Below are 25,944 nucleotides of genomic sequence, written 5' to 3'. Positions count from 1 at the left end.
TCAATTGACATTATGTATAGTGTAAAGGATTATACGCTATTATCAAAATTTCCCGTATTTTTTAGGAAACAACATCATTGCACCCTAAAAACGTTATCATAAAAGCCGTATGCTGAATTCACATACGGCTTACTTATGTATTACTTTAAATATTCAAATCGATTCAAATTATAGCATTCATCACATGCAACTTCTACTTCAATTGCGTCCTTGTCAGTAAAAGTAATTTTTGCGACGTTACCAGCCATTTCTCTTGAAGCACTTACCGTTTCAGAAGTGATGGGTGGGTTAAAATATACACCTTTCCATTCAAATACACGACCACAATTAAAACATTTATGAGTGTCTTTGATCTTTTCAATATTTTTCATAGCAATCGCCTCCAGCTATATTATTTCATAATTCCATTCAAATTAACCGAAAAAAAGTGACTATTTTAGGAAATTTTTTCATACAGTAAGAGGCAAAATAGGAGCGATTATTTGACCGCTATTTATTAGAAAGGAAGCATATATCTTTTTCAAATAAAAAAAGAAGCATTTGTTTTCGCTTCAGTAATTTGGCTAAATAGCAGTTTTAAGTTGCAAATGTTGTACATCATATATGTTATCTTGCTTTTTTATTTCATCTAATTTTTTTTGCATATGATCGATATGTCCTTCAAATGCATCTAGATTATTTTCAATCGTTTTCATTAAACGCTCTAGGTAATCTACTTCTTCATTTAATACCATTTTATCATTCCTTTATTTACATTTAACACTGTACTAATAGTGTAAAACTAATGTAGTAAATGAAAAATACCCATAAATAATCACTAAGTAATTTTTCAAAATACTACTATATTTTATATTACTTATTTTGAGAATTAATATCATTTCATTTTACCTAATACTATTTTACCCATAAAACCTATTTGCGTCTAGGGTTTTGACAATTCTTTTTGAAAAACTATAAAAAAAATGATAAAACCATTAATTCAGCTTTGAAATAACTTGTTATCTTGTTATCTCTTTACCTTACTCCCTAATATCTCTTCACTTTTATCTATGAAATCGGGTCTTTCATAGATTTCGTTACATAATAGACCTAAGAAATTTTCTCTTGAATATTCCTTAATACTGACTAACTCCTTAGTTTCTAGTTGCTCTAAATAATTATCCAAGGTAGGTACTTTACGAAGATAACAATAAGTTTGAGGAGCAAAAAAATTCGGTTCTATTTTTCGTGCGTCATCTAATGAAACAAACTTATTAAGAATTTCAATTTTTTCAATTGGAATAACATATTTAGCTCCCTCTTCTTGATGAAGTTTTAATCTACCAACAGTTTTCCATTCACTTGTAATCTTATCATCTAATAGTAAATCATTGATTTTTTCTTTTTCAGAAAAAGTTATCTTTCCTACAATAGACTTCACTGGGCTACTTAGATAAATATACGCTTCTATTTTTCCAATTGGAAATTGCCTTCTATACTCAAATTGTTTTAGCCCACTACATAACGCTGGAAATACACGTGGTTGGAAGCTCAATATTATTTTCATGTTATCATTTCCTCCCAAAGTAAAAATACTTTCATAGTAATTTAAAAGCTATTTTTGATTTCAGATTATCATCTTGTTCCCAGTTCATCATATAACTTCACGTTCTATAAGGAACTGGGAACACTGCAGGAATGTTATTGATATAGACTCTTACCAGAAAAATTCTCCAGTGTTTTCTATAACATTCTCAACAAAAGTTACAAACGATTCTTCTGTCGCCTCGGGCATTATATGTCCTACATAAATTGCACCTTGCGAAGAATGCTTTTTAAGCTTACGCGCGTCCATTATTATATATCCAGCATCCGGGAATTGGCCGATAGGATAATCTTTTGTTGGTTCAAGATCATCTTCTTCGCGATCTTCTTGTACAATTAAGAAATTCTCACGAATTTCGTCCAAGCCATAAAATTTATATTCAACAAGATATGTACTAAACAATGTCATGCCATTATGATGTAATAAAAATTCTCTATAATCATAAGGAATAGTTATACCTAATTCTATTTCTAAAGAATTAATCTCGCCTTCTGTTGCAGGCTCTTTAAAAATACATTCTTCTCGTAGAATATTTTTATCGTCTCTGTCTAATAACCCTCTAGGATGAAGTCTAGTTAAGTTCTCATCTAATTGACTTTTTAATTTATCTAATACAGTTTTAATATTTGCCATTTTAATCTCACCTCTCTTTAATAACTATTTAATTTACCAGCTGAGAACTTACTCCATATACTATAGGTTTTATATGATGCAAATCAATTTTATCTTCCTTATAATACTGGATGAGCCATACATTTCTTCTCGTCCTCGGTCATATTTTTCCCCTTCGCCCAATCGTTACGAATATTAGAGGCTACTTTTTAGACCACTTATCTTTATAATCAGGAAATCTATAATTTTGCTGACCAAAAATAAAAGCGGTGGCAATACGGTGGCAAAATCCACCTAGTATTACACATCCGCTTATTGTTAATCAAACAAAACGTTGAGATATCAATATTACTTTTTCGGTTGGTCGTCGTCCATTTTTAATACTGCCATAAAGGCTTCTTGCGGAACTTCAACGGAACCAACTTGTTTCATACGTTTTTTACCTTCTTTTTGTTTTTCAAGAAGTTTACGTTTACGTGAGATATCCCCACCGTAACATTTCGCCAATACATTTTTACGCATTGCTTTAATCGTAGAACGTGCGACAATTTTTTGTCCGATAGCAGCTTGTACGGGTACTTCAAATTGTTGGCGTGGGATAAGCTCTTTTAGCTTTTCAACAATGACTTTACCACGTTCATAGGCAAAATCTTTGTGTACGATAAAGCTTAATGCATCGACTTGCTCTGCATTTAATAAGATATCCATTTTCACTAGATTAGATGGTTTATAGCCAATCAATTCATAGTCAAAAGAAGCATATCCTTTTGTGCTAGATTTCAGTTGATCGAAGAAATCGTAGACAATTTCAGATAACGGAATTTCATAAAAAATATTGACACGTGTTGTATCGATGTAATCCATTGTTAAGAAATTACCACGTTTTCGTTGGCAAATTTCCATAACAGCACCAACATAATCATTTGGCACCATGATGTTTGCTTTTACATATGGCTCTTCTACACGATCTATTTTTTGTGGTTCTGGCATCATAGATGGGTTGTCCACTTTTACTTCTTCCCCATCGGTCATGTGTACATGGTAAATAACACTAGGCGCAGTAGTAATCAAATCAATATTAAATTCACGTTCAATACGTTCTTGAATAATTTCCATGTGAAGTAGACCTAGGAATCCACAACGGAAACCAAAACCTAGTGCTTGAGATGTCTCTGGTTCGTACTGTAACGCAGAGTCATTTAGCTCTAATTTTTCAAGTGCATCACGTAAATCATTGTATCTTGCTGTGTCGATTGGATATAAACCGCAATATACCATTGGATTTAGTTTTCGATAACCTGGTAAGGCTTCAGAGGCTGGATTTTCTGCAAAAGTAATCGTATCCCCTACTCGTGTATCACCAACATTTTTGATAGAAGCCGTTAAATATCCAACATCTCCGACTGTTAAAAATTCAGTTGGTGTAATTTTAGGTGTATGAACACCAACTTCGATTACTTCGAATTCAGCACCAGTTGCCATCATACGAATTTTATCTCCTGGCTTCACTGTTCCTTCAACAATTCGAATGGATGTAATAACACCTCGATATGCATCGTAAACCGAGTCAAATATCAATGCTTGTAAAGGTGCTTCAGGATCACCAGTTGGCGCAGGAACTTTTTCTACAATCTGTTCCAGTATTTCCTCTATACCAATGCCAGCTTTTGCAGATGCTAAAACAGCTTCAGAGGCATCTAATCCTATGACATCTTCAACTTCTGTTCGAACACGTTCAGGGTCAGCTGAAGGAAGGTCAATTTTGTTGATGACAGGTAGTATTTCTAGGTCATTATCTAAAGCAAGATATACGTTTGCTAAAGTCTGTGCCTCAATCCCTTGTGCTGCATCTACAACTAAAATTGCACCTTCACAGGCAGCTAAGCTTCGTGACACTTCATATGTGAAATCGACATGTCCTGGTGTGTCGATTAGATGAAAAATATACGTCTCTCCATCTTTAGCAGTGTATTTTAATTGTACTGCATTTAATTTAATCGTAATTCCACGTTCTCTTTCAAGATCCATAGAATCTAGAAGTTGTTCTTTCATTTCACGTGCAGTAAGTGCATGTGTTTTCTCTAATATACGGTCTGCTAATGTAGATTTTCCGTGGTCAATATGCGCGATAATAGAGAAATTTCGTATATGTTCTTGTCGTTTAATCAGTTCTTCTCGATTCATGCGTTCCACTCCTATTTAAACTACTAGAATTATAGCAGTGATTCGCCTTATATTGCAATGTTAGGATGATGCTGGTTCAACAAATGCTTCTTGGATCGCTCTTCCCAAAATAGCAATTGAACGATTTAACTCTTCTTCATTGTTATTAACTCCACCAAGTTCGATTAAAATAATCTGTTTGGATAGATCTTGATTATAAATTCCATTAACCCCATCACCCGTTTTTCTCAATACACCTCTTGATATTCCCGGAACAAGGCTATTTAGCTTTTTCGATAATTGTTCAGCATAGGCTTCATTTGCCTGGTATTGCTGATTCTTTCCTCCAATAACAAGAGCCATTCGAGCATATGAAGAACCTTTATAAGTTGTTGTGGTTACTTTTTTACCAGCAGAATCTCTATGAATATCCATGATTAAATCATAATCTTTTTTTCCAATTTGATTTTTCACATAGGGACGGACTGCATCGTATGCCTGATAGAATGTCATATCTTGTTTTTTCATAACTTTCATCGCATCTACATTCAATAAATCCGTATTAATATTATTTTGTTTAAAGTGTTTGACAAATAAGTTTCCTAAGGATTGGACGTTTGTCGCATCATGATAGACTGTAATGGTTTGTTGCCGTTCTTTCAACATTGGATAGTATGCTTCATGAGAGTGGGTGAAATAAATTAATGTGTTAAAACTTTTTCCTTTTTTTGTTTCAGATACTTTTGTTGGAATTGTCTTGTTGGCTGCATAAGCAATTTTAGTGTCCTGTTTTGACGATTCAATAACATGTTGCTTTTCAGCCAAAAATGGTAACTTTGCTGCAAGAATCGGTAGTGAAAAAAAGATTGCTAAGAATAATAAAATAAATTTCCATCGATGTTGTTGTCTCCGCATCCAATATCCCTCCTCCAGTTACTTTATGGAGAAAAGATATGGATTAGAACTTTATGCGACGCTTAACCATCTTGTACAAACGCTTGCAAGCATTGATACATAAGCTGAAACCCAATCATCAATATTTTTTGGCGTAACAAATAATCGTTGTTGTCCGGTTAATGCTTCCTGAAACAGTTGTAACCTTTCTTGTCTTTCCCATTTTACCCATTCACCAAAAATCGGCAATAATGCTTCCGTCAAAATTTTAGTATTTTCATCTACAGAATAGGAAGAAACGGATAAAGCTGATGAAGGTCTTTTATCTTCGTCTATTTTTGCAGAAATATATTTAAATAACGATTCGACTGCATCTGTAATTAGAACAGGACCATCAACTACTGTCGGTAATCCAATAGCAGTTACTGGACATCCCATTGTCTCTTCGGAAATTTCTTTTCTAGAATTCCCAACTCCAGCACCAGGTTGAATACCTGTATTGGTAATCTGAACGGTTTTGCAAAGTCGATCACTAGAATTAGTAGCAAGGGCATCAATAATAACGATTAAAGAAGGTTTAATATTATCAGCAAGTGCTTTAACGAATTCACTTGTTTCATACCCTGTTTGCGCGGTAACTCCAGGTGCATAAATAATACAATTATCTTGGATTACTTCCGCTTGATTATGCAGATGGTCAATTGTTAAAGGTCCAATTGCATCCGGTGTAATTGTTCGATTCCCTAGACCAATGATTAGAACTTTTTTTAAGCTTGCTTTTGAATGAATCTTTTTTAAAGATTTGATAATAGTTTCTTCGAAAATTTTAAGTCCTTCAAGGTCATAAGCTTCTAACGATGGTACTGATAATGTTATATAGGTACCTTCTTTTTTCCCTATATGTTCTTCACCTTGTTTAGATACAGTTACTTCTGTGATCTTTACGATTTCATCCCAGTTTTCTTTAATATCAATTCCGTTAGAATTTCTTAACTTCGCTCTTTCTTCTTCTGTCTTATGTTTGATGTATGCTTCTGTTTCATCAACTAAATCTGTTGTTGACCATTGAAAATTTTCCATATTCTCACCTCGTTTCTATTCTGTACATTGTGTCAAGTAAATATTCTTTGCAATTCGCTCTTGATTTTTCTATTAGGATTTTGATATAATGATGCTTGTTGTATAGACACATGAAACAGTTGAGAATTTACTCATCTCGATCCTTTTTAGGAGGTGAATGTTAATGCCAAATATTAAATCTGCTATCAAACGCGTGAAAACTGCTTCTGAAGCAAACGCACAAAACGCACAAGCAAAATCTGCTATGCGTACTGCTGTTAAAAAAGCTGACGCTGCATTAGTCGCAAAAGATGAAAACGCAAAAGAATTAGTAAAAGTTGCTGTTAAAACTTTAGATAAAGCAGCTTCTAAAGGCTTAATCCACAAAAACGCAGCTTCTCGTCAAAAAGCTCGTTTAATGAAAAAAGCTTAATCCATTTGGATTCAAAAAGACTAGAGAATTATTCTCTAGTCTTTTTTTGTATACAAGTATTATAATGGGCGCATCAAGAACAATTCCAAAAATCGTTCCCGCTTACCACTCATAGATTTTAATTGTAAATCTACTTCACTTAATCCATACAAAGCTTTGAGTAAAGATTCTTCAGATACTTTCCGTCGATCTTCTACTATTCTTTTCACACGATACGGATTTACCTTTAATTGTTTTGAAATTTGTTGTGAATGATATCCTTTAGACAATAGATAATATACATTAGACATCAAGCGAATTTGAGATGCCAATAAAGCCACAAGCATTATAGGCTCTTGCTTCTGTCTTATTAAATCATGATAAATTGAAAGTGCCTCCGCAACATCGTTTCTCATATACGCATTGAGCATCTTAAAAGCATCTTGCTCTAATGTTTTCGATACTAATTCTTCCACTAATGCAACCGTTATATTCTTATCCTCACCAAGATATAAACAGATTTTCTCAATTTCAGAGCGTAAATGTAACATATCCATTCCAACTAATTCCATTAATTTTGCAATTGCTTCTTCATCAATTGTTTTAGCAAAGGATGAAATTTCGTTTTTAACCCATACTGATAAATCATTCTCTTTTGGAGTCTCTGCTAGCATGTATACCGCATGCTCTTTCATTTGCTTCGTTACTTTTTTACGTTCATCGAGCTTTTCATACGGTGCAATAAAAATAGTGATGGATGTATCTGAAGGAAACTCTAGCCATTTTGCAAGTCTCTTCAAATCATGATCAATTTTTTCTTTTGTTTTGTCTGTTGCTTTTAAGAATGATGCATTCTTAGCAATAATCAATTTTTTGCTAGAGAAAAAAGGAATCGTATCTGATTCATCAATCACAAAGTCTACTGGCTTTTCATCCAGATCAATTGTAATTGTCTCAATTTCTCCACTTTCTTCTAGCTTAGATTTAATACGATGGATTGTTTCGTCTATAAAATAGGATTCAAGCCCTGCTAAAAGATAAACAGGTGCTAGTTTTCCTTTTTGTATATCATTCCATAATTTTGAGAACATGGTCTTCCTCCTAGCACAACACTAACTCTAGTATACATTCATTTTGAGTAAAGGGAAACTCAGCAAGTTGTAGTTCAACTTCCTTGAAATATAGTTAAGCAATAGACATTTTACTGCTTATATACTCTCTAATTATTTTTTCTAAAGCACTTCAATTTAGGTGAGAGAATCTTTCTTCTTATGAAAACGGTTGAATATGTGAGTATGTCCAAATTGTGTCAAAGCCGATAGAACTATGTAATTTCGCCATTCAATATAGCTTTTTTGAATGCGTTACCGTATAATTAATAAGAATTAGGAGGGATATTAATGAATCCATTTGAAAAAGATGTACAAAGTAAAAGAAATGACGCTATTGATTCAGGTGTAGGCTTCGGCGTATCATTCGTATTCTTCGCACTTATGTTCATTATCGCTACTGTTATCGATTACGTAAATCTATAAGCGTCTACACAAAAAAGCTTTGTCACTTTGACAAAGCTTTTTTCATTTCTACTAATTGAGATGTTGTTGTAATCTCACAGTTTTCTTTTGTCATTTTCAGTTCAATCGAACCTACTTCCGCAGTGTTTAAAGTGGGTAATCCAAGTTTTTGAAATCGCTCAACTACTTCTTTGCTTGGATGTTTGTACCGATTATTTAACCCCGTTGAAAATATCGATAGTGAAGGTTTAGTATGTTTTAAAAACGCTTCTGCACTAGATGTTTTACTTCCATGATGTCCTACTTTCAATATACTTAAATCAGTAATTTTCTGCTCATTATTTTTAACAAGTTGCATCTCCCCATCTTCTTCGAGATCACCTGTTAATAATATTTTATACTTACCAAAGCTAACTAATAATACAAGTGAATCATTATTTCCCTCGTACTGTGTGTCCGTTGGAGATAAATATTCGAAATAAGCATCTCCCACTCTCCACTTTTCATCTGCTATTTTCTCTTTTAGCGGTATTTTTTCTTTTTTTATATGAGCGATAATATCTTCCATCACTGACTTCTCCCATGAGTTGGGACTTACATGAATTTCTTTTACTTTTATTTCTTCCATCACTTCTTCTGCACCCTCTGCATGATCCGCATCCGCATGCGTAATAATCATTGTATCTACCGCTTTTATCCCTCGGCCTTTTAAGTATGGAACAACAATTCGCCTTCCAACTTCATATTCCGTCTTCGATTGCTTCCACTTTTCCTGCTCAAAACGTAATAATCCACCCGTATCAACTACATAAACCTTTTTACGATATGGTAACTCAATTACTATGCTATCTCCTTGTCCAACACTTAAAAACGTGATACGGATATCTTTATGCATTCTAGGAGCAAGATGAATAACAAGTGCAGGTATTAAAATACATATCAAAGCCATTTTAAATTTTCTTTTCTCTATATAAACGAAAGCACATAAAACACCTAAAAACGCTAGACTACACAAAAGCACACTTGGTCTTCCGGTAACCCACATTTGATATGGGATTGACTGGCACCACATAATTACCTTTGCGACAAATCCTCGAAGTGGCTCATAGATTAAAAATAGCACTTGTGCACCTGGTTTAAATAGTAGCGTTAAAACAAATAAAACAAGGTTTACCGGCAATATTATGAATGAAAATAACGGCACAAATACAATATTAGCTATAAATGATGATAGGCTTAATTCGAAAAAGTGATAAATTAGAAGTGGATAGACAAGTAATTGGCATACGCTCGTTATATAAAAAGATTGAAAAAGCGCACTTTGAGTTGATTGTAAAATCACGTTAGAAAATACGAGTGCTACCGTTGCCAAATAGGATAATTGAAAACCTATTTGAAATATTATACTCGGTTGATACAATACAAGAGCAATAAAACTTAAAGATAACGCATCATCAATCGATAACTTCTTAGAAAGGATTTTGCTAATCATTATCATTTCTACTACCGTAACAGAGCGCCAAACAGAGGGAGCACCACCTGCTATACATGCGTATAAAGGTAAGGCAATGATAATTATAATTGTTGCATGTTCTCTTCTTATATGAAGCCTTAATAACAGTTCAAATACTAACAGAGAGACAAGGGCTACATGAAGTCCTGAAATAGCAAATAGATGTGTGATTCCTAGTTTTTGATAGGCTCTATTTAACTCTTGGTCTACATTCTCTTGTTCTCCAATAATAAGTGCTTGCGCTTCTGCTATTAAACTGTTTGGAAATGTAGCTTCAATGTGCTTCTTTACACGAAATCTCTGCTCAGCTAGTAAAGATGAAAGAGAGTTTTTCTTTTCTTTATATGTCGATTGTTCAATTTCATATATTCCTTGTGCAGCATGACTTAAAATGTAATTTTCCATTGAAAAAGCAAATTGATGTGAGGGCAATGTTGGAGGGACTAAATTACCTTTTACCAGGAAAGTGTGACCACTTAAGGAAATTTGCTCGTAGTTCTGCTTTTCATGCTCAGATTGAAAGGTTTGAACCGCGTACACTTTTGCTCCATTTTCTAAATAAGCAAATCCTCGAAGTTTTGCTCCGTTAATTGTATAAGTGTCTGTCCAAGTTAAAGTTGTTTCTTTTGGAATATCCATTTCTCTATGTTGTAGTGTTTGTGAGATATAAATAAAGGCAGAAAAAGAGATGCCAACAAGGATTACAATTATCCAAGTGTTTTCTTTTTTCCACCTTAGAAAAAGACTAAAAGGGATTAACAACCCTAATAACCAAATGTTTATATGTGCCGCAAGTGAGGCTAGTAATATTACAAGTGCTACAAAAATTAGTTTATGTCTAATGTTGATAGACCAAATAATTCTACCACCTTCTGTTCATATGGCTCCAATTCTTCAGCTGTTGCACCATGATTACGAAGTTTCGACAATAGATCAACATATAGTGCGATTTTTTCATTACTTAAAAAGTCAATTTTCCGTTCGTCAAATGGGACATGTACGACTTCTACTCCTGCTTGTTCCAAAAGTTCTAATGCATATGGGTTATTTTTATAATCTGTTGCATAATATAAGCTTTTAATACCTGCTTGAATAATAGATTTTGTACATGGTAAACAAGGAAAATGTGTGACATATAAATCTGCACCATCAGTTGGTGTACCGTATTTCGCACATTGTAACAAAGCATTTACTTCCGCATGTACTGTTCGAACGCAATGATTGTCTATTACATAACAACCTTTATCAATACAATGGTCATCACCAGAAATTGAACCATTATACCCACCTGCAATAATTCTTTTATCTCGAACAATCGTAGCTCCGACTGATAATCTTGTGCAAGTACTTCTTAATGCTAATAAATGGCTTTGTGCCATGAAAAATTGGTTCCATGTAATACGCTCCATATGAATGCCTCCTGATTAGTTGTACTACTATTAGTTTAGTTTTAGAAACTAGCTTTTTCAACAGTCAATATTTTGCTTCAGTTTACAGTCAGATAATCTTTCAACGATTCGAAAGTCTTATCACCAATTCCAGTTACATTTTTTAATTCTTCGATAGTCTTGAAAGGGCCATTTTCTGTGCGATAAGCAATAATAGCTTGAGCTTTAGCAGGTCCAACTCCATTTAATGTTGTTAATCCTGCTTCATCGGCTGTATTAATATTCACTAAATTCGAATTTTCTCCATGTGCTGTGCTTCCTTGTGTTGACGGTGCAGATGTAGACGTTTGCTGTGATGCAATAGCCAGAACCTCTTCTGTATCTTCACCTTTTTGAGGTACATAAATGACCATTTCATCTTGTAATTTTTGCGCATGGTTAATCTGACGCGACTGTGCATTCTTCGCATAACCGCCAGCAAGTAAAATGGCGTCAATGACACGACTATCTGCATCTAACTGATAAACACCAGGATTTTTGACCGCTCCCTTAACATCTACCATGATTGAAGTAGTGGCTACAATACCTTGTTTTTGGGCGTCTTGTTGATTCTTTTTCTCCTTTGGTTCTGTTTTTTCTGTACTTGCTTGTTGATCATCCTGAATAGTTGAGAATAGCTCGTCCTGTGGGGGTGTGGACGATTGTTTGGAGATATAAAATATGACTAAACATACTAATAATACAGCAATGGGGGTGCCGTACTTTTTAGCATTTTTCTTCAAAAAAGAAGGAATTAGCTCACACATCCTTTCTTCTCAGAAGGCAATTGATATGGAACTAATTCCAATATAAATGATTTTACAATATTTGAAAAGTCTATTTTATAGCACGGAAGAAAATTCTTTCTGATTCTTCAGTAGGTGACGTATCAGTAAAGTCTGCTGTAACAAAAATTTCATGAAAGCCCGCATGACGTAACATTTCGATATATATTTCTATCGGGAAAGTTCGTTGATAATGGTATTCTTCAAACCGTTCGTATAAACCGTTTTGCTGTTGCACATAGAAAACCATATCATGATGAACGGAATGCGGTGCTTCTCCTGGTTCTGTTACCCATAAATACGTAATTTCACCATCGTCATATGTAAATGGAGAATCCATGAAGATCTCGTCCATTTTAAACAATGAATGTACATCAAAGAATAATTGTCCTCCCTGTTTTAGGGATTGATAAATACGCGAAAAAGTTTCTTGAACAGCCTCGCGCTCTTGTACATAATTTAAAGAATCTATTGCAATTGTTACAATATCCAATTCTTCAAAACCTTCGAGCTCATCCATTGACATACAATATAAAGGAACATTATAACTTTGCGCTATGAGTCGCTGAGATGCTATCATCAGCATCTCTTCAGATAAATCCAATCCACTTACTTCATAACCATTTGAAGCAAATTTTGCAGTCAGTGTCCCTGTACCACATCCTATATCTAATAACTTTTTATGTTGTGCTGAAGGTGCATATTTTTCAACCCAACGGACATAGTCGTCGTACGGAACATCTGTCATTAATGCATCATAAACTTCTGCAAATCGACCGTAGCTACTCATTCTGGCTCAACTGCTACAAATTTTTCGGGTGCATCTCCCCATAGACGTTCTAAATTGTAGTATTGTCGTTCATCCTTATGGAAAACGTGACATACTACATCACCTAGGTCTACAAGTATCCATCTAGCTGAATCAAAGCCTTCCATGCGTTTTACTTGGTATCCAGCTTTGTGTGCTGCATCTGCAATTTCACGTGCAATAGCTTGCGTTTGACGATCAGAATTACCGTGGCAAATTAAAAAATAATCTGCTAGTAAAGAAATCCCTTGCATATTTAGTATGACAATATCTTCTGCGCGTTTGTCATCTGCTGCTTTAAAGGCAATATCTAATAATGTACTTTTTGTCATTCTTTCACTTATCCTTTCTTTTGCAATAACAAATCGTTATAGCATTCAAATGAATCAGGGAATACAGGTTGATGTTTGCTAATTAAAAATGATATTGAATGCGCTAAGCATTTTATCATCAAATCGTGTAATGCCAAATCTTCAGATGCTTTTCTTAATTCATCTACACCTGGAAATTTACGATTTGGTTCAATCATATCTGCTATATAGACAATCTTTTCTAAATTGCTTTGTGCCACTCGTCCCGTAGTATGGAAACGAATCGCATTTAATACATCATCATCTGTAACATTAAATTCTGTTTTTGCAACATACGCACCTACTGGACCATGCCACAATTCATGATGATATTGAAGTAATGTCGGATCCATCTTTTGATCAATAATGGTTTGTCTCATCCAATCACGGTCAGCATATTTACATGAATCATGTAAAATAGCTGCTAACTCAGCTTTTTTAGGATCTTCTCCAAAACGTTTTGCAAGTTTTATGGCTGTATCCGTCACACCTATTGTATGGATATAACGTTTTTCCGGCATACGGTCTTTCATCGCTACTAATAGTTCATCGCGTTCCATATAGACCTTCCTCTCGTATATACTGTTCAACGGCTGTCGGCACTAAAAATGTCACAGTTCGTCCTTCTTGTAATCGATTGCGAATCATCGTTGAAGATAAATCCATAAGTGGTGCTTCTATTAGCTGTACCGGCAAATTTGTAACACCAGAAGTACCTGGTCGATGAACACCAACAAAATGAACTAACTTTGTCAGTTCTTTTATATGGTACCATTCATCCAGCATATCTATCATATCGCCACCAATGATAAAATAGAATTCTGTATCAGGCTCACGTTCTGTCAAACCTTTCAAAGTATCATATGAATAAGATACTCCTCCACGTTCAATTTCATACAGTTCTATGTTAAAGTATGGAATCGATTGAATAGCAAGTTCCGTCATATGCAACCTGTCTTCTGTAGTGGCATCTTCCGGTTTTACTTTATGGGGTGGTACAGCATTTGGCATAAAACGGACTTCATCCAATCCAAGAACATCATAAGCCTCATTGGCCATCAATAAATGTGCCATGTGAGGAGGATTAAAAGTGCCACCTAGAAGACCAACTTTTTTCATCTCATCAAATCCTTATTTTACTTTTGGTAATTCGATTTTACGATGTTCGCGTTTTGATGCTTGTTTATATAAAACAACTGTTAAACCAATTAGTTGAACAAGTTCTGCATTTGTTCCTTCAGCTAATTGCTCAGCTACTTCATGTTTGTCGACTTCACAATTATCTAAAATACGGACTTTTAATAATTCGCGTACTTCTAATGCTTGTTTAATCTGAACAAGCATTGCTTCATTTACTCCACCTTTCCCAACTTGAAAAATGGGTTGTAAATGATGTGCTTCCGCACGTAAAAAACGTTTTTGTTTACCTGTTAACATGTGATTATTTTCCTCCTAATTGCTCAAGCAAAAGACTACGTACGACTTTTGCTTCAGGATACGAATCTGTCCAATAACTATAAGCAAGCGCACCCTGATGGATGAACATACCGAGTCCAGTTACGACAGTCGCTCCTTTTTTCTTTGCTTCAATTAAAAATGGTGTCATTAAAGGATTATACACAATATCTGCAACAATTGCAGTGCTTGATAATCGGTCCATTGAAATAGGTAATGCAAATTCACTATGATTTAATCCAGCTGATGTTGTTTGAATAAGAATTTCAAACTTGTTCAGTTGTTCAGATGCCGTTTCCAATGATAGAGCATTCGCATCAACATCTAACTCATCACAAATAGCTTCCGCTTTGGAAACAGTACGATTAGCAATCGTAATATGCGTATATCCTGTAGCAACCAAAGCAAATGCAATACCACGCGCTGCTCCACCTGCTCCAATGATTAATACCTGCTGATTACGATGATTATCTCCTATCTCATCTTCTAAAGAACGGACAAAACCTAAACCATCGGTATTATAGCCTTTATACGTACCATCTGATTGTCTAACTACAGTATTCACTGCTCCCATTTTTCGTGCCATTTCATCGAGATCATCTAAAAACGGAATAATTTTCTCTTTATGAGGAATTGTAATATTCCACCCACTGCACCCCAGTAGTTTTAAAGATGCAACAGCTTGTTCTAAATTCTCTGGCTTCACATGTAATGGAATATAACTAGCATCTCTACCTTCTTCTGCCATCCAAGCGTTGTGCATAAGTGGCGACATTGAATGTTCAATCGGGTCGCCAATTACTGAATACCATTTTCTCAAAATTAATTCCCCCTAGATTAAAGAAGGACGAACTTGAACTTCTACACCTTCTGGGGCATATGCTGCAACTACTACGTTTGGATCTTGAATTGTTATCCAGCCTAGGCCTGAGAAAACAATATCAGTTTTTGCTTCTTTAATCGAAAATTCATGACGTACTAATTCTGGTAGTTGATCAATATACTTTTCAGATGGCGGAGCAAGTAATTCGCCTTTATGATTTTTATATAGTTCATCTGCATTCTCTAATTTTGTACGATGAATATTTAAATCATTTGCAATATACACCGTGAACGCGGATCGTTTTCCTTTTATAAAGTCAAAACGTGCCAAAGCACCAACAAATAATGATTGTTCTTCATTCAGCTGGAATATTTTCGGCTTAATCTCTTTTTTAGGCATTATATATTTCAACTCTGTTGGATCAATATAATGTGCCATTTGATGGTGATTGATAATTCCTGGTGTATCATAAATCGCATGACCGTCATCCAGTGGGATTTCAATCATGTCGAGTGTTGTACCTGGGAAGTATGAAGTAGTAATAATATCGCCAGCACCAGTAGCTTGTTTAATAATTCGGTTAATGAAAGTAGATTTCCCTACATTCGTACATCCAACAACATAGACATCTTGCCCATTTCGATATTCATCGATAGCATCCATGGCTTCTTGCATACCTTTTCCTTTATGTGCACTAACTAATAAAACATCGATTGGTTTTAAACCAAGTGCTTTAGCTTCTCTCTTAATCCAATTAATCACCTTATTCTTTTTCACGGATTTAGGAAGCAAATCTGCCTTATTTGCAATTAGTAGTACAGGATTGTTTCCTACGAATCGATGTAGGCCTGGTAACCAACTTCCATTGAAATCGAATATATCTACAATTTTCACGATCAACCCTTTATGTTTTCCTAAGCCATTTAAAATACGTAAGAAATCATCATCTGTTAAAGATACTGGTTGAAGCTCATTGTAGTTTTTTAAACGGAAGCAGCGTTGGCAAATCACATCTTCTTTTTCTAAAGTAGATGCAGGTGCGTATCCTGGTGCATTTTTGTCTTCTGTTTGGATTTGTGTACCACAACCGATACAATGTGGCATTTCGTTCATTATTTTTCCTCCCAAGTTTTAATACCTTTTTTGCTTAAATATTTGTAAACACGTCTTTCGATAAAACGATTAAAACGAGTTACAAGTCCATCCGATTGAGCTACTGGTTTTACTAAGATGGTATGTAATTTTTTACGGTTTGCCCCCATCATATCTGTAAGCATTTGGTCGCCCAACATTAAGACTTCTTCTGGTCTCATTTTTAATAGCTCAAGTGCTCGTTTAAACCCACTAGAAAGTGGTTTTCGTGCTTTATATATATAAGGAATTCCCAATGGATCAGCAAATTTTTTGACACGAGGTTCTTTATTGTTTGATAATATGACGATTTGAATTCCAGCATCATGCATTTTCTTGAACCACTCTATTAGTTCCTCTGTTGCATCTGCTCGATTCCATTCAATTAGTGTATTATCAAGGTCTGTAATAATCCCTCTTATGCCCGTTTTCTTTAGCTTTTCAGGCGTAATGTCAAATACTGAAAAGACAAATTCCTTTGGCATGATCAATTTATACAAATTTCTTTCTCCTATTCTTATAAGTACTTCAGTTTTTTCGCACTGCAACTAACTTCTAAAATTATAACATATGTGCGAACGCTTGACCCACCTGTATGTGCGTTCCTTGTACAACATTCTCTAAAAATTGAATGCTGTTTTCATTAAATAACATTACAACCGTTGAACCAAACCCAAAAAAACCAACTTCTTCCCCTTTATTCCATTCTTCTTTTGTATTAGTAATATGAATCGAATTGACAAACATCGCTCCAACTTTAATAAAAGCACAACGCGATCCGTTATTCGTGACCAGTTCTGTAATTTGACGATAGTTTTTTGAAATTGGTTGATTTCCATATGTTAATCCTAGACTGTTAACAGGGTACGATTTTCTCCCAAGTGTGAATTGGTTAACTACCTTTCCGTCAATTGGGCTATGGAACCGGTGGTAATCAGCCGGGCTAAGGTAAAAGACAATATATTTTCCATTTACATACTGGTCAACAATTTCTTCTTTAGCTAATAAGTCCTTTAAATCATATGATTTTCCTTTGACATAAAATATAGTGTTTTTTTGAATATCACCAAATGATTCAATTTTTGCATCTACAGGACTTGTATAAACATGCTTACCAACTTCAATAAGTCTTGCATCTTCTTTTAAATGTCTAATAAAGAATTCTTGAAGATTTTGAAATTCTTCCTTTTTTTCTGAAACCTCATCTAGTTTTATTCCGTATATATTTATGTAGGATGAAATCAATCTTTTACTAATTCTTGATGTTGTAAATCGCTTAAGTAAAAAAGATGACCATCTTCCATTCGTTAACTCGACTATTGATTGGTATATTTTTTCTCTTAACAATTCAATACCTCTTTCTGAAATAGTTTTACAGTAACACTTAAAAAGCAGTATAATATTATAATACTGAACAAATAAAGGAGTGCTGTCCATTGTTTCTTATTCATAAAGTGGATACCACAATTAAAAAAATGAAATCACATATTGCTAATTTAATTACAATCGGAAATATCTCATTTGGTGGAGCCTCAATAATGGCGACTATACATGAATCATATAATTTCGCAGTTTTATTTATTTTTATCGCTGCGTTTTTAGATCGTTATGATGGTAAAGTAGCTAGAAAATTTAACCAAGAGTCTGAACTAGGTAAACAACTGGATTCCATGAGTGATATTATATCATTTGGAGTAGCTCCTGCGATATTAATGTACGAAATGACTCTGATGCAATTTGGTACAATCGGGATGATTGTAGCTGTATTATACATCGCTTGTGGAGCATTCCGTCTCGCTAGGTTTAATATTACTGAATCGAACGGTTACTTTTGTGGTTTACCTATAACAGCAGCAGGCGCTATTTTAACGGTATCATTTTTCTTTATACCTCTATTTTCAACTGTTTTTTATATGTTTTTGTTCCCAATCTTATCTATTTTGATGATTAGTACATTTTCTTTAAAAAAAGTATAAAAATTATTTTTTAATGATCTACCAATGTAGGTCATTTTTTTGTTGTAAAAAAGAGGTTCATGTCATATGTTGTATTAAACACTTACGAAAGGATGACGATCATAAGTACCCTTTTAACAGCCATCCTACAGCTTTGGGTTGATCTCCCCGTATTACTTGGCTATTTAAAAGGGCAATCATTTCCTCAGCCCTTTACGAAGGAAGAAGAAGCAGAATGTCTTGAACGCTATTTAAATGGTGATGAATCAGCCAAAATGGAACTAATCGAAAGAAACATGCGCTTAGTCGCGCATGTAGTTAAAAAATTCCATCCAAAACATGAACAATTAGATGATTATATTTCAATAGGAACAATTGGTTTGATGAAAGCCGTTGCCAGTTTTACACCTCAGAAGAAAACCCGATTAGCCACATATGCTGCACGATGTATTGAAAATGAAATTCTTATGCATTTAAGAAGCCAAAAAAAGGTACAAAAGGATGTTTCCCTTTTTGAAACAATTGGTTCCGACAAAGATGGAAACCCTCTTGAAATCGCTGATTTTCTTCAAAGTGATGCACCCTCTACTGAACAACAAATTGAACGCCTTGAAGAAGAACAAAAACTGTATGAACACCTAGATTTACTTGATGAAAGAGAATTATCTATTATTCAACAACGGTATGGACTTGGGCAACAGGAGGCCAAAACACAAAAAGAAATTGCTCAGGAGATGAATATCTCAAGAAGTTATGTGAGTAGAATTGAGAAAAGGGCATTGATCAAACTTTATCAGCACTTTAAGCGTAAAAACTCCTGATTTATAGCTCATTAATTGTTCCGAAAGGTTCCTTACATCTTACTAATCTAAGAAGGATGAGGTTGCCAAAAATATGACGTAAAAAAGGAGTTGCCCAAATTGTCTGGGAAACTCCTTTTAACGTGTAATTTAGAACATTAGTCTAAGCAACTTCTGAAACCATAATTAGGCTTAAAATTGCAGTTATAGCCATAGAGCCAATCATGATGAATGTCATATTAACCCCTCCAAACATCCCTAGAATGTAGTAACTTATTTACCTATATCTTATCACTCTCGAGATGTCTTACTAGGGGGTGTTTTTGAACATATAAGGTCAAATAGATGACAGAATTGTGACACCTTATAACTTAGAAATAACTTTTAATACAATTTGTGTTGAATGTTTTGCAGCAACTGGTAAAAACTCATCAAAGCTTATATTTGATTGTTTACCTGCTATATCTGATAAAGCACGAATCACTACAAATGGAGTACCAAATTGATAACAAACTTGTGCAACTGCTGCTGCTTCCATCTCAACTGCTTTCATAGTTGGGAAATAACCTCTTACTTTTTCAACTCGAACTGGATCATTCATAAACGAATCACCTGTTGTGATTAAACCAACTGCAAATTGATGTTCTCCTATTTCTGCTACTGCTTCTTCTGCAAGTTTCATCAATTGCTCATCAGATTTAAAAGATGCTGGCATTTGTGGGACTTGTCCCATTTCATATCCAAAAATAGTTGCATCTACATCATGGTGACGCACTTCATCGGAAATAACGATTGCACCTACTTCTAGATTTTCATCATAACCACCAGCAGAACCAGTGTTAATCACAACATCTGGTTTATATTCGTTTAACAAGATAGATGTGGACATCGCAGCATTTACTTTACCGATACCACTTTTTAATAACACTACATCTTTTCCAGCGTATGTACCTTCTGTATATTCACTATTAGCAATAGTTTTAGTTGATGTATTTTGAAGTGTGCTTCTTAATAATTCTACTTCTTCTTCCATTGCGCCAATTACAGCAATTTTCATTTGATAAATCTTCCTCTCTTATACGGTGCTTTTCTATCAAGCTTTAGTAAAAACTTTGAATCAGTCAAGTTTTCAGTTCAAATGATCCATATAATCTATCTTCAAAATTATTGAAATACCTTCACAATAACTGATACTTTGGCGTGACAAGCAACCTTCTCTTTTTAATCTAAAGCAAAAAACGGTTATCCGTCAAGAACCGGATAACCGTCTTATATATTAATATGCACCTTTATACGTTTTTAGTACTTCTAATTTTGTTGGTTTCCAACCTTCTTCAGGAACCCATTTCAACGATACGCGATAACTTTTTTCCTTATCTTTTGATGAAACAATCCCAACAGATGTATCTGGACTGCCTCCATTTTTTACATACCATACAATCATATCTTTTTCATCTAGACCAGCTGTATTTGCAATGGTTGTAATTTTTTCGTTCCAATCGACAGATCCTTTAGTATAGCTAGATACATGGGAACTGCCCTTATCTTTTTGAGAAGTTTTTGTAGGTTTCCAATTTGAGTCAGTAACGACTTTTAATACATTAGCATCCCCAGATGTTTCAGTAGTAGCTGTTTCACTTTCTTCATAGTTATAACTACTAGAGTTGGAATTAGTTGCTGTAGAATTGCTTTCTTCATCAGTTGCTAGATTACTATTATTTTCTTCACTTGTATTTTCTGCTGCAGAATTTACATCATTCGTATCTTCTGTCTGAGTTTGATCTTGTTCATCCTTTTTTTGAGATTCCTCAGCTTGTTTAGCTTTCTCTTTTTCTAGCTCTTTTGAATTATTTTTTTCTACTATTTTTTCATCTTGCTTATCATTGTCTTGTTCAACTGTTTTTGCCACTTTATCATTTGCAGTATCTTTGCTATCTGAGCCGCCAATCACGATAAAACCAGCAACTATTAATATTAGGACAACTACTACTCCGATTAAAACATTTAAAATTTTGTCCATTTTTTTCTTACCTGTATTTTTAGGCTTTTTTTCTTTTGGTTTATATCGACGTCCAATTTCAGCCATATGTACTCCCCCTGTTCATCTTTAAATTTGGTTCTAGGTTGAAGCTAACAAAGGTTGCCTATATCATAATTATCATAGCATAGAATGGAATATATCTTCTAGCAAATACCAAAAACGCAACTAATGACATCTATATGAACCATTGTTAGGAAATATTCTAACTGATGCATAATGTAATAACTTTTTTGAATGAAAGAATTCTGAAATCCATAGCTTTAAGTGAAAAAGCGAGTATGAGAAGGATTCATCCGTTCTCATACTCGCTATAAAAGTCTTTTTAGTAAATCAAAAATAAATTATTTGATTTCGATAATTTGAACGTCCATATCTCCACCAGGAGTGACGATTTTAACTTTATCGCCGACCTTGTTACCTAATAGACCTTTGGCAATTGGTGAATCATTTGAAATACGTCCTTCAAATGGGTCTGCTTCTGCTGAACCAACGATTGTATAAGTTTCTGGATCTTCATCTGGAAGCTCTTTGAATGTTACAGTACGGCCGATTGTAACAATGTCAGAAGCACTTGTACCTTCTTCAATAATCATTGCGTTACGAATCATAGTTTGAAGAAGTGTAATACGTCCTTCTACGAAACCTTGTTCGTCTTTTGCTGCATCATACTCTGAGTTTTCAGAAAGGTCACCGAAACCACGAGCTATTTTAATACGTTCTACTACTTCTTTACGTTTTGTAGTGATTAAGTATTCTAATTCTTCTTCCAATTTTTTCTTACCAGCGGCAGTCATTGGATATTGTTTTTCAGTTGACATTTACATTCACTCCTTAACTTACATCTTAGCTTAATGGCTCTGTTAATCGATATTTATATATGTGAAGAATCCGCTTTATATAGACCAAAAGAAGTAAAGCCCTTCCACTAGTGGACACTCGATTGAATCGTTTATATGCATGATATGCTCACAATAAAATTCATATGAAATAAACATAGCCTAACTTAATAAAAATACTATGTCGCGATTTCAATAAGAATGCGACATAGTTTTTAAAAAGAATATTTGTTCATCATTTACCATGATATTACACAATACTATCAGATTCAAGGATTGTTTTAATTTTTGTGACCATTAAATCAATCGCTACCTCATTTTGTCCGCCTTCTGGAATAATGATATCTGCATATCTTTTTGTTGGTTCTATGAATTGGTTATGCATTGGACGAACAACTGAAAGATATTGTTCAATAACCGAATCCATTGAACGTCCTCGTTCATTAATATCCCTTAAAATACGGCGAATAATACGTAAATCTGCATCTGTATCTACAAATAATTTAATATCCATTAAATCCCGTAGACTTGGGTCACTTAAAACAAGGATTCCTTCCAAAATAATGACATCTTGTGGATCAATATGAATCGTTTCCTTTGAACGAGTATGAAGTGCATAATCGTATACTGGTTTCTCAATTGCTTCACGATTTAAAAGACGTTTTATATCTTTAATTAATAAATCAGTATCAAATGCATCTGGATGATCGTAATTCGTTTCCAGACGTTGTTCAAACTCTAAGTGACTTTGATCTTTATAATAATAATCTTGTTCAATTACAACTACTGAATGCTCTTTAAATACATCATGGATGGCATGGGTAACACTTGTTTTACCTGAACCAGAACCTCCAGCAATTCCAATTAGGACTGGACGTTTTTTTCCCATTATCGCATCTCCTTGCGCATCATATTATGCGGATATAATTTATGTTCACATTTAAAGCGAACGATTTGTAATGGGTGTCGTGCAGCATCTAAAGATTCTCCATCTTCATCCCAAACTTCATTAATTACAACTGTAAAGTTTTCAATTTCAGGGCCAAAGAATTCTACTTCATCTCCTGGTTTGAAGTAATTACGTTGTTGTAATGTTACCATTTTTGTTTCTTCATCGTAATCTAAAACCATACCTACGAAGTCGAATTTTGTTTGTTTACCATGTACACCAAACATTTGTTGTTCGTATCCTGGTTCTCCTTCAAAGTATGAAGAAGCAGTTTCACGGTTTGCACATTTATCTAATTCTTCAAGCCATTCACGTTTAATCTTGAAGTGATCTGGGTCTGCACAATAAGCATCGATTACTTTACGATAAACGCTGACTACTGTTGCAACATAATGGATAGATTTCATACGTCCTTCAACTTTTAACGAATCGATACCTAATTCAATAATTTTCGGAATTGATTCGATAAGTTTTAAGTCTTTAGGGCTCATAGCAAATGCTTCATCACCTTTATCAAATAAAGGTTTTGACTCACCATCTTCTACTGCATACAAATCATAATCCCAACGACATGATTGACAGCAACCTCCACGGTTTGAATCACGTGCAGTCATATGATTAGATAATACGCATCGACCTGAATAAGCGATACACATTGCGCCATGAACGAAAGATTCGATTTCGATATCTACCTTTTCTTTCATCAATTTAATCTCTTCTGCACCTGTTTCTCTGGCAAGAACAACACGTTGTAAACCTTCTTCTTTCCAATATTGAACAGCTTTCCAGTTTGAAAGAGATTGTTGTGTACTTAAGTGAATTTCAAGTTTTGGTGCAACTTTTTTACTTGTTTCAATGATTAACGGGTCAGCTACAATAATTCCTGCTGCTCCAGCATTTTCAAGTGCACGTAGATAATCTTCGAGTCCATCCATATTGTCATTATGAGCAAAAATATTTGTAGTTACATAAATTCTTGCTCCATATTTTTTGGCAAACTCTACACCTTCATGAATTTCCTCGATTGAGAAATTCCCTGCATTTGAACGAAGTCCAAACTCTTGTCCACCTATAAACACTGCATCTGCGCCGTAGTGAACAGCAATTTTCAATTTTTCTAAGTTACCAGCTGGTGCTAATAACTCTGGTTTTTTGACGATAACTCTTTTACCGTCACGTATTTCACTAATATGATCATTTTGTAATAATGTCACAGGATCTCCTCCTTCCTAATAGACAGTTTCTTTAAAGAAGAAGCCGGTATCAAGTGGGCGTAGTTCAGGTTGAATTTCTTCAATTTTCGCTAATAATTCTTCTTTAATATCAAAATAAGTATCTGGTGATTCTGCATAGGCATCGATTGCTTTACGATAACATTCTGTTACTGTTACAACATATTCTTCAGATTGCAAGACACCTTCAATTTTAAAAGCGTCAATCTCTGCTTCAAATAATTCATCTAGTTCATCAATGATACACATATCATTTGGACTATATATGTGTGTTCCATTTAAATCTTCATAGATCGGATATCTACTATTACGTTCTTTATCATATAAGTACATATTTCGTGCACTTTTACGATTTTCAACTTCCATAGCTTTTCCTTCATACATGAAATAATGGCCTAGTAGTGGGCGTTTTGACTGGAACATACATGTCATACCATGTACTTGTACTTGAATTTCAACTTCAGCATTTTCTTTAATCTCAATAATTTCTTCCATGCTCAATTCACGTGCTAGTACTGCACGAGTTGCGCCACGTTTTCCCCAGTAATTTGCTTGGAACCAGTTAGTGGCAATTGTTTCAGGACTCCAATGTAATGGAATGTCCACTTCTGCTTCTCGTTTTGCAATAATTACAGCAGGATCGCCAAAGACAATCCCATCAACGCCTATTTTCGCTAATTTTCGCATATATGGCGCAAGCCCATCTACACGATCGTTATGGAAAATGGCATTCATAGCAACATAAACTTTTTTCCCTGCATCATGTATTAAAGTTGTAGCTTCTGCTACTTGTTCAATAGTAAATTCTCCTGCTAAACGCAAACCAAATTGTTGTTCACCTATTAAAAAAGCATCTGCTCCGGCTTGGATAAGTGCTTTAACGTGGGCAATAGATTGTGGTGTCACGAGTAATTCAGGTTTTTTCATCAATGGTCACCTCTTTATACAAATCAATAACCCATCACCAACTGGGAAGAATGAGGATTGATAGTCCGGATTGGCAATAATCCATTCAGCAAATTGGTGTAGATTTCGAATCATTGTTCTTTTTCGCTTTGGCACGTCTTTCATATCTAAATCTGAAAGGCCATGCATATACATATTATCGATGTATAGTATTCCGCCTTTTTTCACAAGTGGGCTATACTTTTCAAAAAACTTTTTATATTGCCCTTTTGCAGCATCAATAAAAACAGCATCAAAAGATGGATAGGTACTTTCTACATCCACTTCTAACGCGTCTCCTTCAAGTAATACAATATGATCTTTCACATCGGACTTTGATAGGAATTGCTTCGCTTGTTCAATCCTTGTTTCATCACGTTCGATTGTAACAATTTTGGCATCCTTAACGGTTTCAGCCATACGAATTGCTGAGTAACCAATAGCACTTCCGATTTCTAGAATTGTGGCGGGATTTTGTATACGAAGCATTTGAAGTAAGATTTCAATTGCTGGTAATTGCATAATAGGAACATAGTTTTCTTCTGCAAATTGTTCCATTTCCATTAGTAATGCATTACGTGGTTGAATGAAGGATTTTGTATATGCATCCGAAATAGCCATTCAACACTCACTCCTTCATTTCTGATCCAGTAGC

General features: G+C 34.6%; 31 protein-coding genes. 4 read left to right on the top strand and 27 right to left on the bottom strand.

Features of this window, described 5'->3' with window-relative positions:
• Positions 1–140: 140 nt before the first annotated feature.
• The 7 genes from D1606_RS04430 to gpr all read right to left on the bottom strand — a co-directional run bounded on the left by D1606_RS04430 (position 141) and on the right by gpr (position 6,334).
• Positions 141–371: a hypothetical protein gene (locus D1606_RS04430; protein WP_119414808.1), complete on the bottom strand. Its 231-nt coding sequence runs from the start codon at positions 369–371 to the stop codon at positions 141–143.
• Between the two features lie 192 nt (positions 372–563).
• Positions 564–734 carry a hypothetical protein gene (locus tag D1606_RS18665; protein WP_158582313.1) on the bottom strand — a complete coding sequence of 57 codons (171 nt, stop codon included), beginning with the start codon at positions 732–734 and terminating at the stop codon, positions 564–566.
• 272 nt (positions 735–1,006) lie between these two features.
• Complete coding sequence (locus D1606_RS04425; protein WP_119414807.1) at positions 1,007–1,546, bottom strand: hypothetical protein; 540 nt, start codon at positions 1,544–1,546, stop codon at positions 1,007–1,009.
• Between the two features lie 150 nt (positions 1,547–1,696).
• On the bottom strand, positions 1,697–2,218 hold the full coding sequence (locus D1606_RS04420) for an SMI1/KNR4 family protein (RefSeq protein ID WP_119414806.1): 522 nt from the start codon (positions 2,216–2,218) through the stop codon (positions 1,697–1,699).
• Positions 2,219–2,545: 327 nt separating this feature from the next.
• Positions 2,546–4,381: a translation elongation factor 4 gene (gene lepA / locus D1606_RS04415; protein ID WP_119414805.1), complete on the bottom strand. Its 1,836-nt coding sequence runs from the start codon at positions 4,379–4,381 to the stop codon at positions 2,546–2,548.
• Between the two features lie 60 nt (positions 4,382–4,441).
• The gene (gene spoIIP / locus D1606_RS04410; RefSeq protein WP_119414804.1) at positions 4,442–5,275 is read right to left on the bottom strand and encodes a stage II sporulation protein P; all 834 of its coding nucleotides are present in this window, start codon (positions 5,273–5,275) and stop codon (positions 4,442–4,444) included.
• A 51-nt stretch (positions 5,276–5,326) separates the two neighbouring features.
• Positions 5,327–6,334, bottom strand: a complete 1,008-nt coding sequence (gene gpr / locus D1606_RS04405; RefSeq protein ID WP_119414803.1) for a GPR endopeptidase — start codon at positions 6,332–6,334, stop codon at positions 5,327–5,329.
• A gap of 163 nt (positions 6,335–6,497) precedes the next feature.
• Here gpr and rpsT point away from each other — a divergent pair, with 163 nt between their 5' ends.
• Positions 6,498–6,746: a 30S ribosomal protein S20 gene (rpsT, locus tag D1606_RS04400; RefSeq protein WP_119414802.1), complete on the top strand. Its 249-nt coding sequence runs from the start codon at positions 6,498–6,500 to the stop codon at positions 6,744–6,746.
• A 59-nt stretch (positions 6,747–6,805) separates the two neighbouring features.
• On the opposite strand, the gene holA is transcribed toward rpsT, so the two are convergent.
• Positions 6,806–7,816: a DNA polymerase III subunit delta gene (gene holA / locus D1606_RS04395; RefSeq protein ID WP_119414801.1), complete on the bottom strand. Its 1,011-nt coding sequence runs from the start codon at positions 7,814–7,816 to the stop codon at positions 6,806–6,808.
• 309 nt (positions 7,817–8,125) lie between these two features.
• Between holA and D1606_RS04390 the strand changes: the two genes are divergently transcribed.
• Positions 8,126–8,260 carry a YqzM family protein gene (locus D1606_RS04390; protein WP_119414800.1) on the top strand — a complete coding sequence of 45 codons (135 nt, stop codon included), beginning with the start codon at positions 8,126–8,128 and terminating at the stop codon, positions 8,258–8,260.
• A 22-nt stretch (positions 8,261–8,282) separates the two neighbouring features.
• Here the strand turns inward: D1606_RS04390 and D1606_RS04385 are convergent, their stop codons facing one another.
• The 12 genes from D1606_RS04385 to D1606_RS04330 form a co-directional block, all read right to left on the bottom strand.
• Complete coding sequence (locus D1606_RS04385) at positions 8,283–10,391, bottom strand: DNA internalization-related competence protein ComEC/Rec2 (RefSeq protein WP_119414859.1); 2,109 nt, start codon at positions 10,389–10,391, stop codon at positions 8,283–8,285.
• A 188-nt stretch (positions 10,392–10,579) separates the two neighbouring features.
• Positions 10,580–11,161, bottom strand: coding sequence for a ComE operon protein 2 (locus D1606_RS04380; RefSeq protein WP_119414799.1), 582 nt, complete (start codon positions 11,159–11,161; stop codon positions 10,580–10,582).
• 77 nt (positions 11,162–11,238) lie between these two features.
• The gene (locus tag D1606_RS04375) at positions 11,239–11,946 is read right to left on the bottom strand and encodes a helix-hairpin-helix domain-containing protein (RefSeq protein WP_119414798.1); all 708 of its coding nucleotides are present in this window, start codon (positions 11,944–11,946) and stop codon (positions 11,239–11,241) included.
• 70 nt (positions 11,947–12,016) lie between these two features.
• Positions 12,017–12,754 carry a class I SAM-dependent DNA methyltransferase gene (locus D1606_RS04370; protein ID WP_119414797.1) on the bottom strand — a complete coding sequence of 246 codons (738 nt, stop codon included), beginning with the start codon at positions 12,752–12,754 and terminating at the stop codon, positions 12,017–12,019.
• Positions 12,751–13,104, bottom strand: coding sequence for a ribosome silencing factor (rsfS, locus tag D1606_RS04365; RefSeq protein ID WP_119414796.1), 354 nt, complete (start codon positions 13,102–13,104; stop codon positions 12,751–12,753). The genes D1606_RS04370 and rsfS overlap by 4 nt, the downstream gene beginning before the upstream one ends.
• 8 nt (positions 13,105–13,112) lie before the next feature.
• Positions 13,113–13,682 (bottom strand): bis(5'-nucleosyl)-tetraphosphatase (symmetrical) YqeK, encoded by a 570-nt coding sequence (gene yqeK, locus D1606_RS04360; protein ID WP_119414795.1) that lies wholly within the window; start codon positions 13,680–13,682, stop codon positions 13,113–13,115.
• Entirely contained in the window at positions 13,669–14,241 is a 573-nt protein-coding gene (locus tag D1606_RS04355; RefSeq protein ID WP_119414794.1) for a nicotinate-nucleotide adenylyltransferase, read from the bottom strand. Before D1606_RS04355 ends, yqeK begins: the two co-directional genes overlap by 14 nt.
• A 12-nt stretch (positions 14,242–14,253) precedes the next feature.
• Positions 14,254–14,559: a ribosome assembly RNA-binding protein YhbY gene (gene yhbY, locus D1606_RS04350; protein WP_119414793.1), complete on the bottom strand. Its 306-nt coding sequence runs from the start codon at positions 14,557–14,559 to the stop codon at positions 14,254–14,256.
• A 4-nt stretch (positions 14,560–14,563) separates the two neighbouring features.
• Positions 14,564–15,397, bottom strand: coding sequence for a shikimate dehydrogenase (gene aroE / locus D1606_RS04345; RefSeq protein ID WP_119414792.1), 834 nt, complete (start codon positions 15,395–15,397; stop codon positions 14,564–14,566).
• Positions 15,398–15,409: 12 nt separating this feature from the next.
• Positions 15,410–16,513 carry a ribosome biogenesis GTPase YqeH gene (gene yqeH / locus D1606_RS04340; RefSeq protein ID WP_119414791.1) on the bottom strand — a complete coding sequence of 368 codons (1,104 nt, stop codon included), beginning with the start codon at positions 16,511–16,513 and terminating at the stop codon, positions 15,410–15,412.
• A complete protein-coding gene (locus D1606_RS04335) occupies positions 16,513–17,016 on the bottom strand; it encodes a YqeG family HAD IIIA-type phosphatase (RefSeq protein WP_199670661.1) in 504 nt (167 codons plus the stop codon). The genes yqeH and D1606_RS04335 overlap by 1 nt, the downstream gene beginning before the upstream one ends.
• Before the next feature lie 76 nt (positions 17,017–17,092).
• Positions 17,093–17,878 carry a phosphatidylserine decarboxylase gene (locus D1606_RS04330; protein ID WP_233548017.1) on the bottom strand — a complete coding sequence of 262 codons (786 nt, stop codon included), beginning with the start codon at positions 17,876–17,878 and terminating at the stop codon, positions 17,093–17,095.
• Positions 17,879–17,967: 89 nt separating this feature from the next.
• Between D1606_RS04330 and pssA the strand changes: the two genes are divergently transcribed.
• Positions 17,968–18,507: a CDP-diacylglycerol--serine O-phosphatidyltransferase gene (gene pssA / locus D1606_RS04325; RefSeq protein WP_119414788.1), complete on the top strand. Its 540-nt coding sequence runs from the start codon at positions 17,968–17,970 to the stop codon at positions 18,505–18,507.
• A 101-nt stretch (positions 18,508–18,608) separates the two neighbouring features.
• On the top strand, positions 18,609–19,307 hold the full coding sequence (gene sigK / locus D1606_RS04320) for an RNA polymerase sporulation sigma factor SigK (protein WP_119414858.1): 699 nt from the start codon (positions 18,609–18,611) through the stop codon (positions 19,305–19,307).
• Between the two features lie 343 nt (positions 19,308–19,650).
• Here sigK and mtnN read toward each other — a convergent pair whose 3' ends face one another.
• The 7 genes from mtnN to D1606_RS04285 form a co-directional block, all read right to left on the bottom strand.
• On the bottom strand, positions 19,651–20,343 hold the full coding sequence (gene mtnN / locus D1606_RS04315) for a 5'-methylthioadenosine/S-adenosylhomocysteine nucleosidase (protein ID WP_119414787.1): 693 nt from the start codon (positions 20,341–20,343) through the stop codon (positions 19,651–19,653).
• 219 nt (positions 20,344–20,562) lie between these two features.
• Complete coding sequence (locus D1606_RS04310) at positions 20,563–21,372, bottom strand: YrrS family protein (RefSeq protein WP_119414786.1); 810 nt, start codon at positions 21,370–21,372, stop codon at positions 20,563–20,565.
• 296 nt (positions 21,373–21,668) lie between these two features.
• The gene (gene greA, locus D1606_RS04305) at positions 21,669–22,145 is read right to left on the bottom strand and encodes a transcription elongation factor GreA (RefSeq protein WP_119414785.1); all 477 of its coding nucleotides are present in this window, start codon (positions 22,143–22,145) and stop codon (positions 21,669–21,671) included.
• A gap of 268 nt (positions 22,146–22,413) precedes the next feature.
• Positions 22,414–23,052, bottom strand: coding sequence for a uridine kinase (udk, locus tag D1606_RS04300; protein WP_119414784.1), 639 nt, complete (start codon positions 23,050–23,052; stop codon positions 22,414–22,416).
• Positions 23,052–24,326, bottom strand: coding sequence for a peptidase U32 family protein (locus tag D1606_RS04295; protein ID WP_119414783.1), 1,275 nt, complete (start codon positions 24,324–24,326; stop codon positions 23,052–23,054). Before D1606_RS04295 ends, udk begins: the two co-directional genes overlap by 1 nt.
• Positions 24,327–24,341: 15 nt before the next feature.
• Entirely contained in the window at positions 24,342–25,271 is a 930-nt protein-coding gene (locus tag D1606_RS04290; RefSeq protein ID WP_119414782.1) for a peptidase U32 family protein, read from the bottom strand.
• Positions 25,272–25,277: 6 nt separating this feature from the next.
• Positions 25,278–25,910, bottom strand: a complete 633-nt coding sequence (locus D1606_RS04285) for an O-methyltransferase (protein WP_119414781.1) — start codon at positions 25,908–25,910, stop codon at positions 25,278–25,280.
• Positions 25,911–25,944: the final 34 nt, after the last annotated feature.

The sequence above is a fragment of the Rummeliibacillus sp. POC4 genome, assembly GCF_003576525.1.
Classification (GTDB): Bacteria; Bacillota; Bacilli; order Bacillales_A; family Planococcaceae; genus Rummeliibacillus.
Note: the sequence above shows the minus strand (reverse complement) of the source record. Positions and strands in the feature narration are given on the sequence as shown.

Coding starts and splice junctions, on each gene's coding strand:
- D1606_RS04385 (WP_119414859.1), bottom strand. CDS start 10,391: ATGGATATTCCAAAAGAAACAACTTTAACTTGGACAGACACTTATACA.
- spoIIP (WP_119414804.1), bottom strand. CDS start 5,275: ATGCGGAGACAACAACATCGATGGAAATTTATTTTATTATTCTTAGCA.
- lepA (WP_119414805.1), bottom strand. CDS start 4,381: ATGAATCGAGAAGAACTGATTAAACGACAAGAACATATACGAAATTTC.
- greA (WP_119414785.1), bottom strand. CDS start 22,145: ATGTCAACTGAAAAACAATATCCAATGACTGCCGCTGGTAAGAAAAAA.
- yhbY (WP_119414793.1), bottom strand. CDS start 14,559: ATGTTAACAGGTAAACAAAAACGTTTTTTACGTGCGGAAGCACATCAT.
- D1606_RS04375 (WP_119414798.1), bottom strand. CDS start 11,946: ATGTGTGAGCTAATTCCTTCTTTTTTGAAGAAAAATGCTAAAAAGTAC.
- yqeK (WP_119414795.1), bottom strand. CDS start 13,682: ATGGAACGCGATGAACTATTAGTAGCGATGAAAGACCGTATGCCGGAA.
- gpr (WP_119414803.1), bottom strand. CDS start 6,334: ATGGAAAATTTTCAATGGTCAACAACAGATTTAGTTGATGAAACAGAA.
- mtnN (WP_119414787.1), bottom strand. CDS start 20,343: ATGAAAATTGCTGTAATTGGCGCAATGGAAGAAGAAGTAGAATTATTA.
- holA (WP_119414801.1), bottom strand. CDS start 7,816: ATGTTCTCAAAATTATGGAATGATATACAAAAAGGAAAACTAGCACCT.
- D1606_RS04390 (WP_119414800.1), top strand. CDS start 8,126: ATGAATCCATTTGAAAAAGATGTACAAAGTAAAAGAAATGACGCTATT.
- D1606_RS04355 (WP_119414794.1), bottom strand. CDS start 14,241: ATGAAAAAAGTTGGTCTTCTAGGTGGCACTTTTAATCCTCCTCACATG.
- yqeH (WP_119414791.1), bottom strand. CDS start 16,513: ATGAACGAAATGCCACATTGTATCGGTTGTGGTACACAAATCCAAACA.
- D1606_RS04380 (WP_119414799.1), bottom strand. CDS start 11,161: ATGGAGCGTATTACATGGAACCAATTTTTCATGGCACAAAGCCATTTA.
- D1606_RS04370 (WP_119414797.1), bottom strand. CDS start 12,754: ATGAGTAGCTACGGTCGATTTGCAGAAGTTTATGATGCATTAATGACA.
- rsfS (WP_119414796.1), bottom strand. CDS start 13,104: ATGACAAAAAGTACATTATTAGATATTGCCTTTAAAGCAGCAGATGAC.
- D1606_RS04430 (WP_119414808.1), bottom strand. CDS start 371: ATGAAAAATATTGAAAAGATCAAAGACACTCATAAATGTTTTAATTGT.
- rpsT (WP_119414802.1), top strand. CDS start 6,498: ATGCCAAATATTAAATCTGCTATCAAACGCGTGAAAACTGCTTCTGAA.
- D1606_RS04285 (WP_119414781.1), bottom strand. CDS start 25,910: ATGGCTATTTCGGATGCATATACAAAATCCTTCATTCAACCACGTAAT.
- D1606_RS04290 (WP_119414782.1), bottom strand. CDS start 25,271: ATGAAAAAACCTGAATTACTCGTGACACCACAATCTATTGCCCACGTT.
- D1606_RS04335 (WP_199670661.1), bottom strand. CDS start 17,016: ATGCCAAAGGAATTTGTCTTTTCAGTATTTGACATTACGCCTGAAAAG.
- D1606_RS18665 (WP_158582313.1), bottom strand. CDS start 734: ATGGTATTAAATGAAGAAGTAGATTACCTAGAGCGTTTAATGAAAACG.
- D1606_RS04420 (WP_119414806.1), bottom strand. CDS start 2,218: ATGGCAAATATTAAAACTGTATTAGATAAATTAAAAAGTCAATTAGAT.
- D1606_RS04425 (WP_119414807.1), bottom strand. CDS start 1,546: ATGAAAATAATATTGAGCTTCCAACCACGTGTATTTCCAGCGTTATGT.
- udk (WP_119414784.1), bottom strand. CDS start 23,052: ATGGGAAAAAAACGTCCAGTCCTAATTGGAATTGCTGGAGGTTCTGGT.
- D1606_RS04310 (WP_119414786.1), bottom strand. CDS start 21,372: ATGGCTGAAATTGGACGTCGATATAAACCAAAAGAAAAAAAGCCTAAA.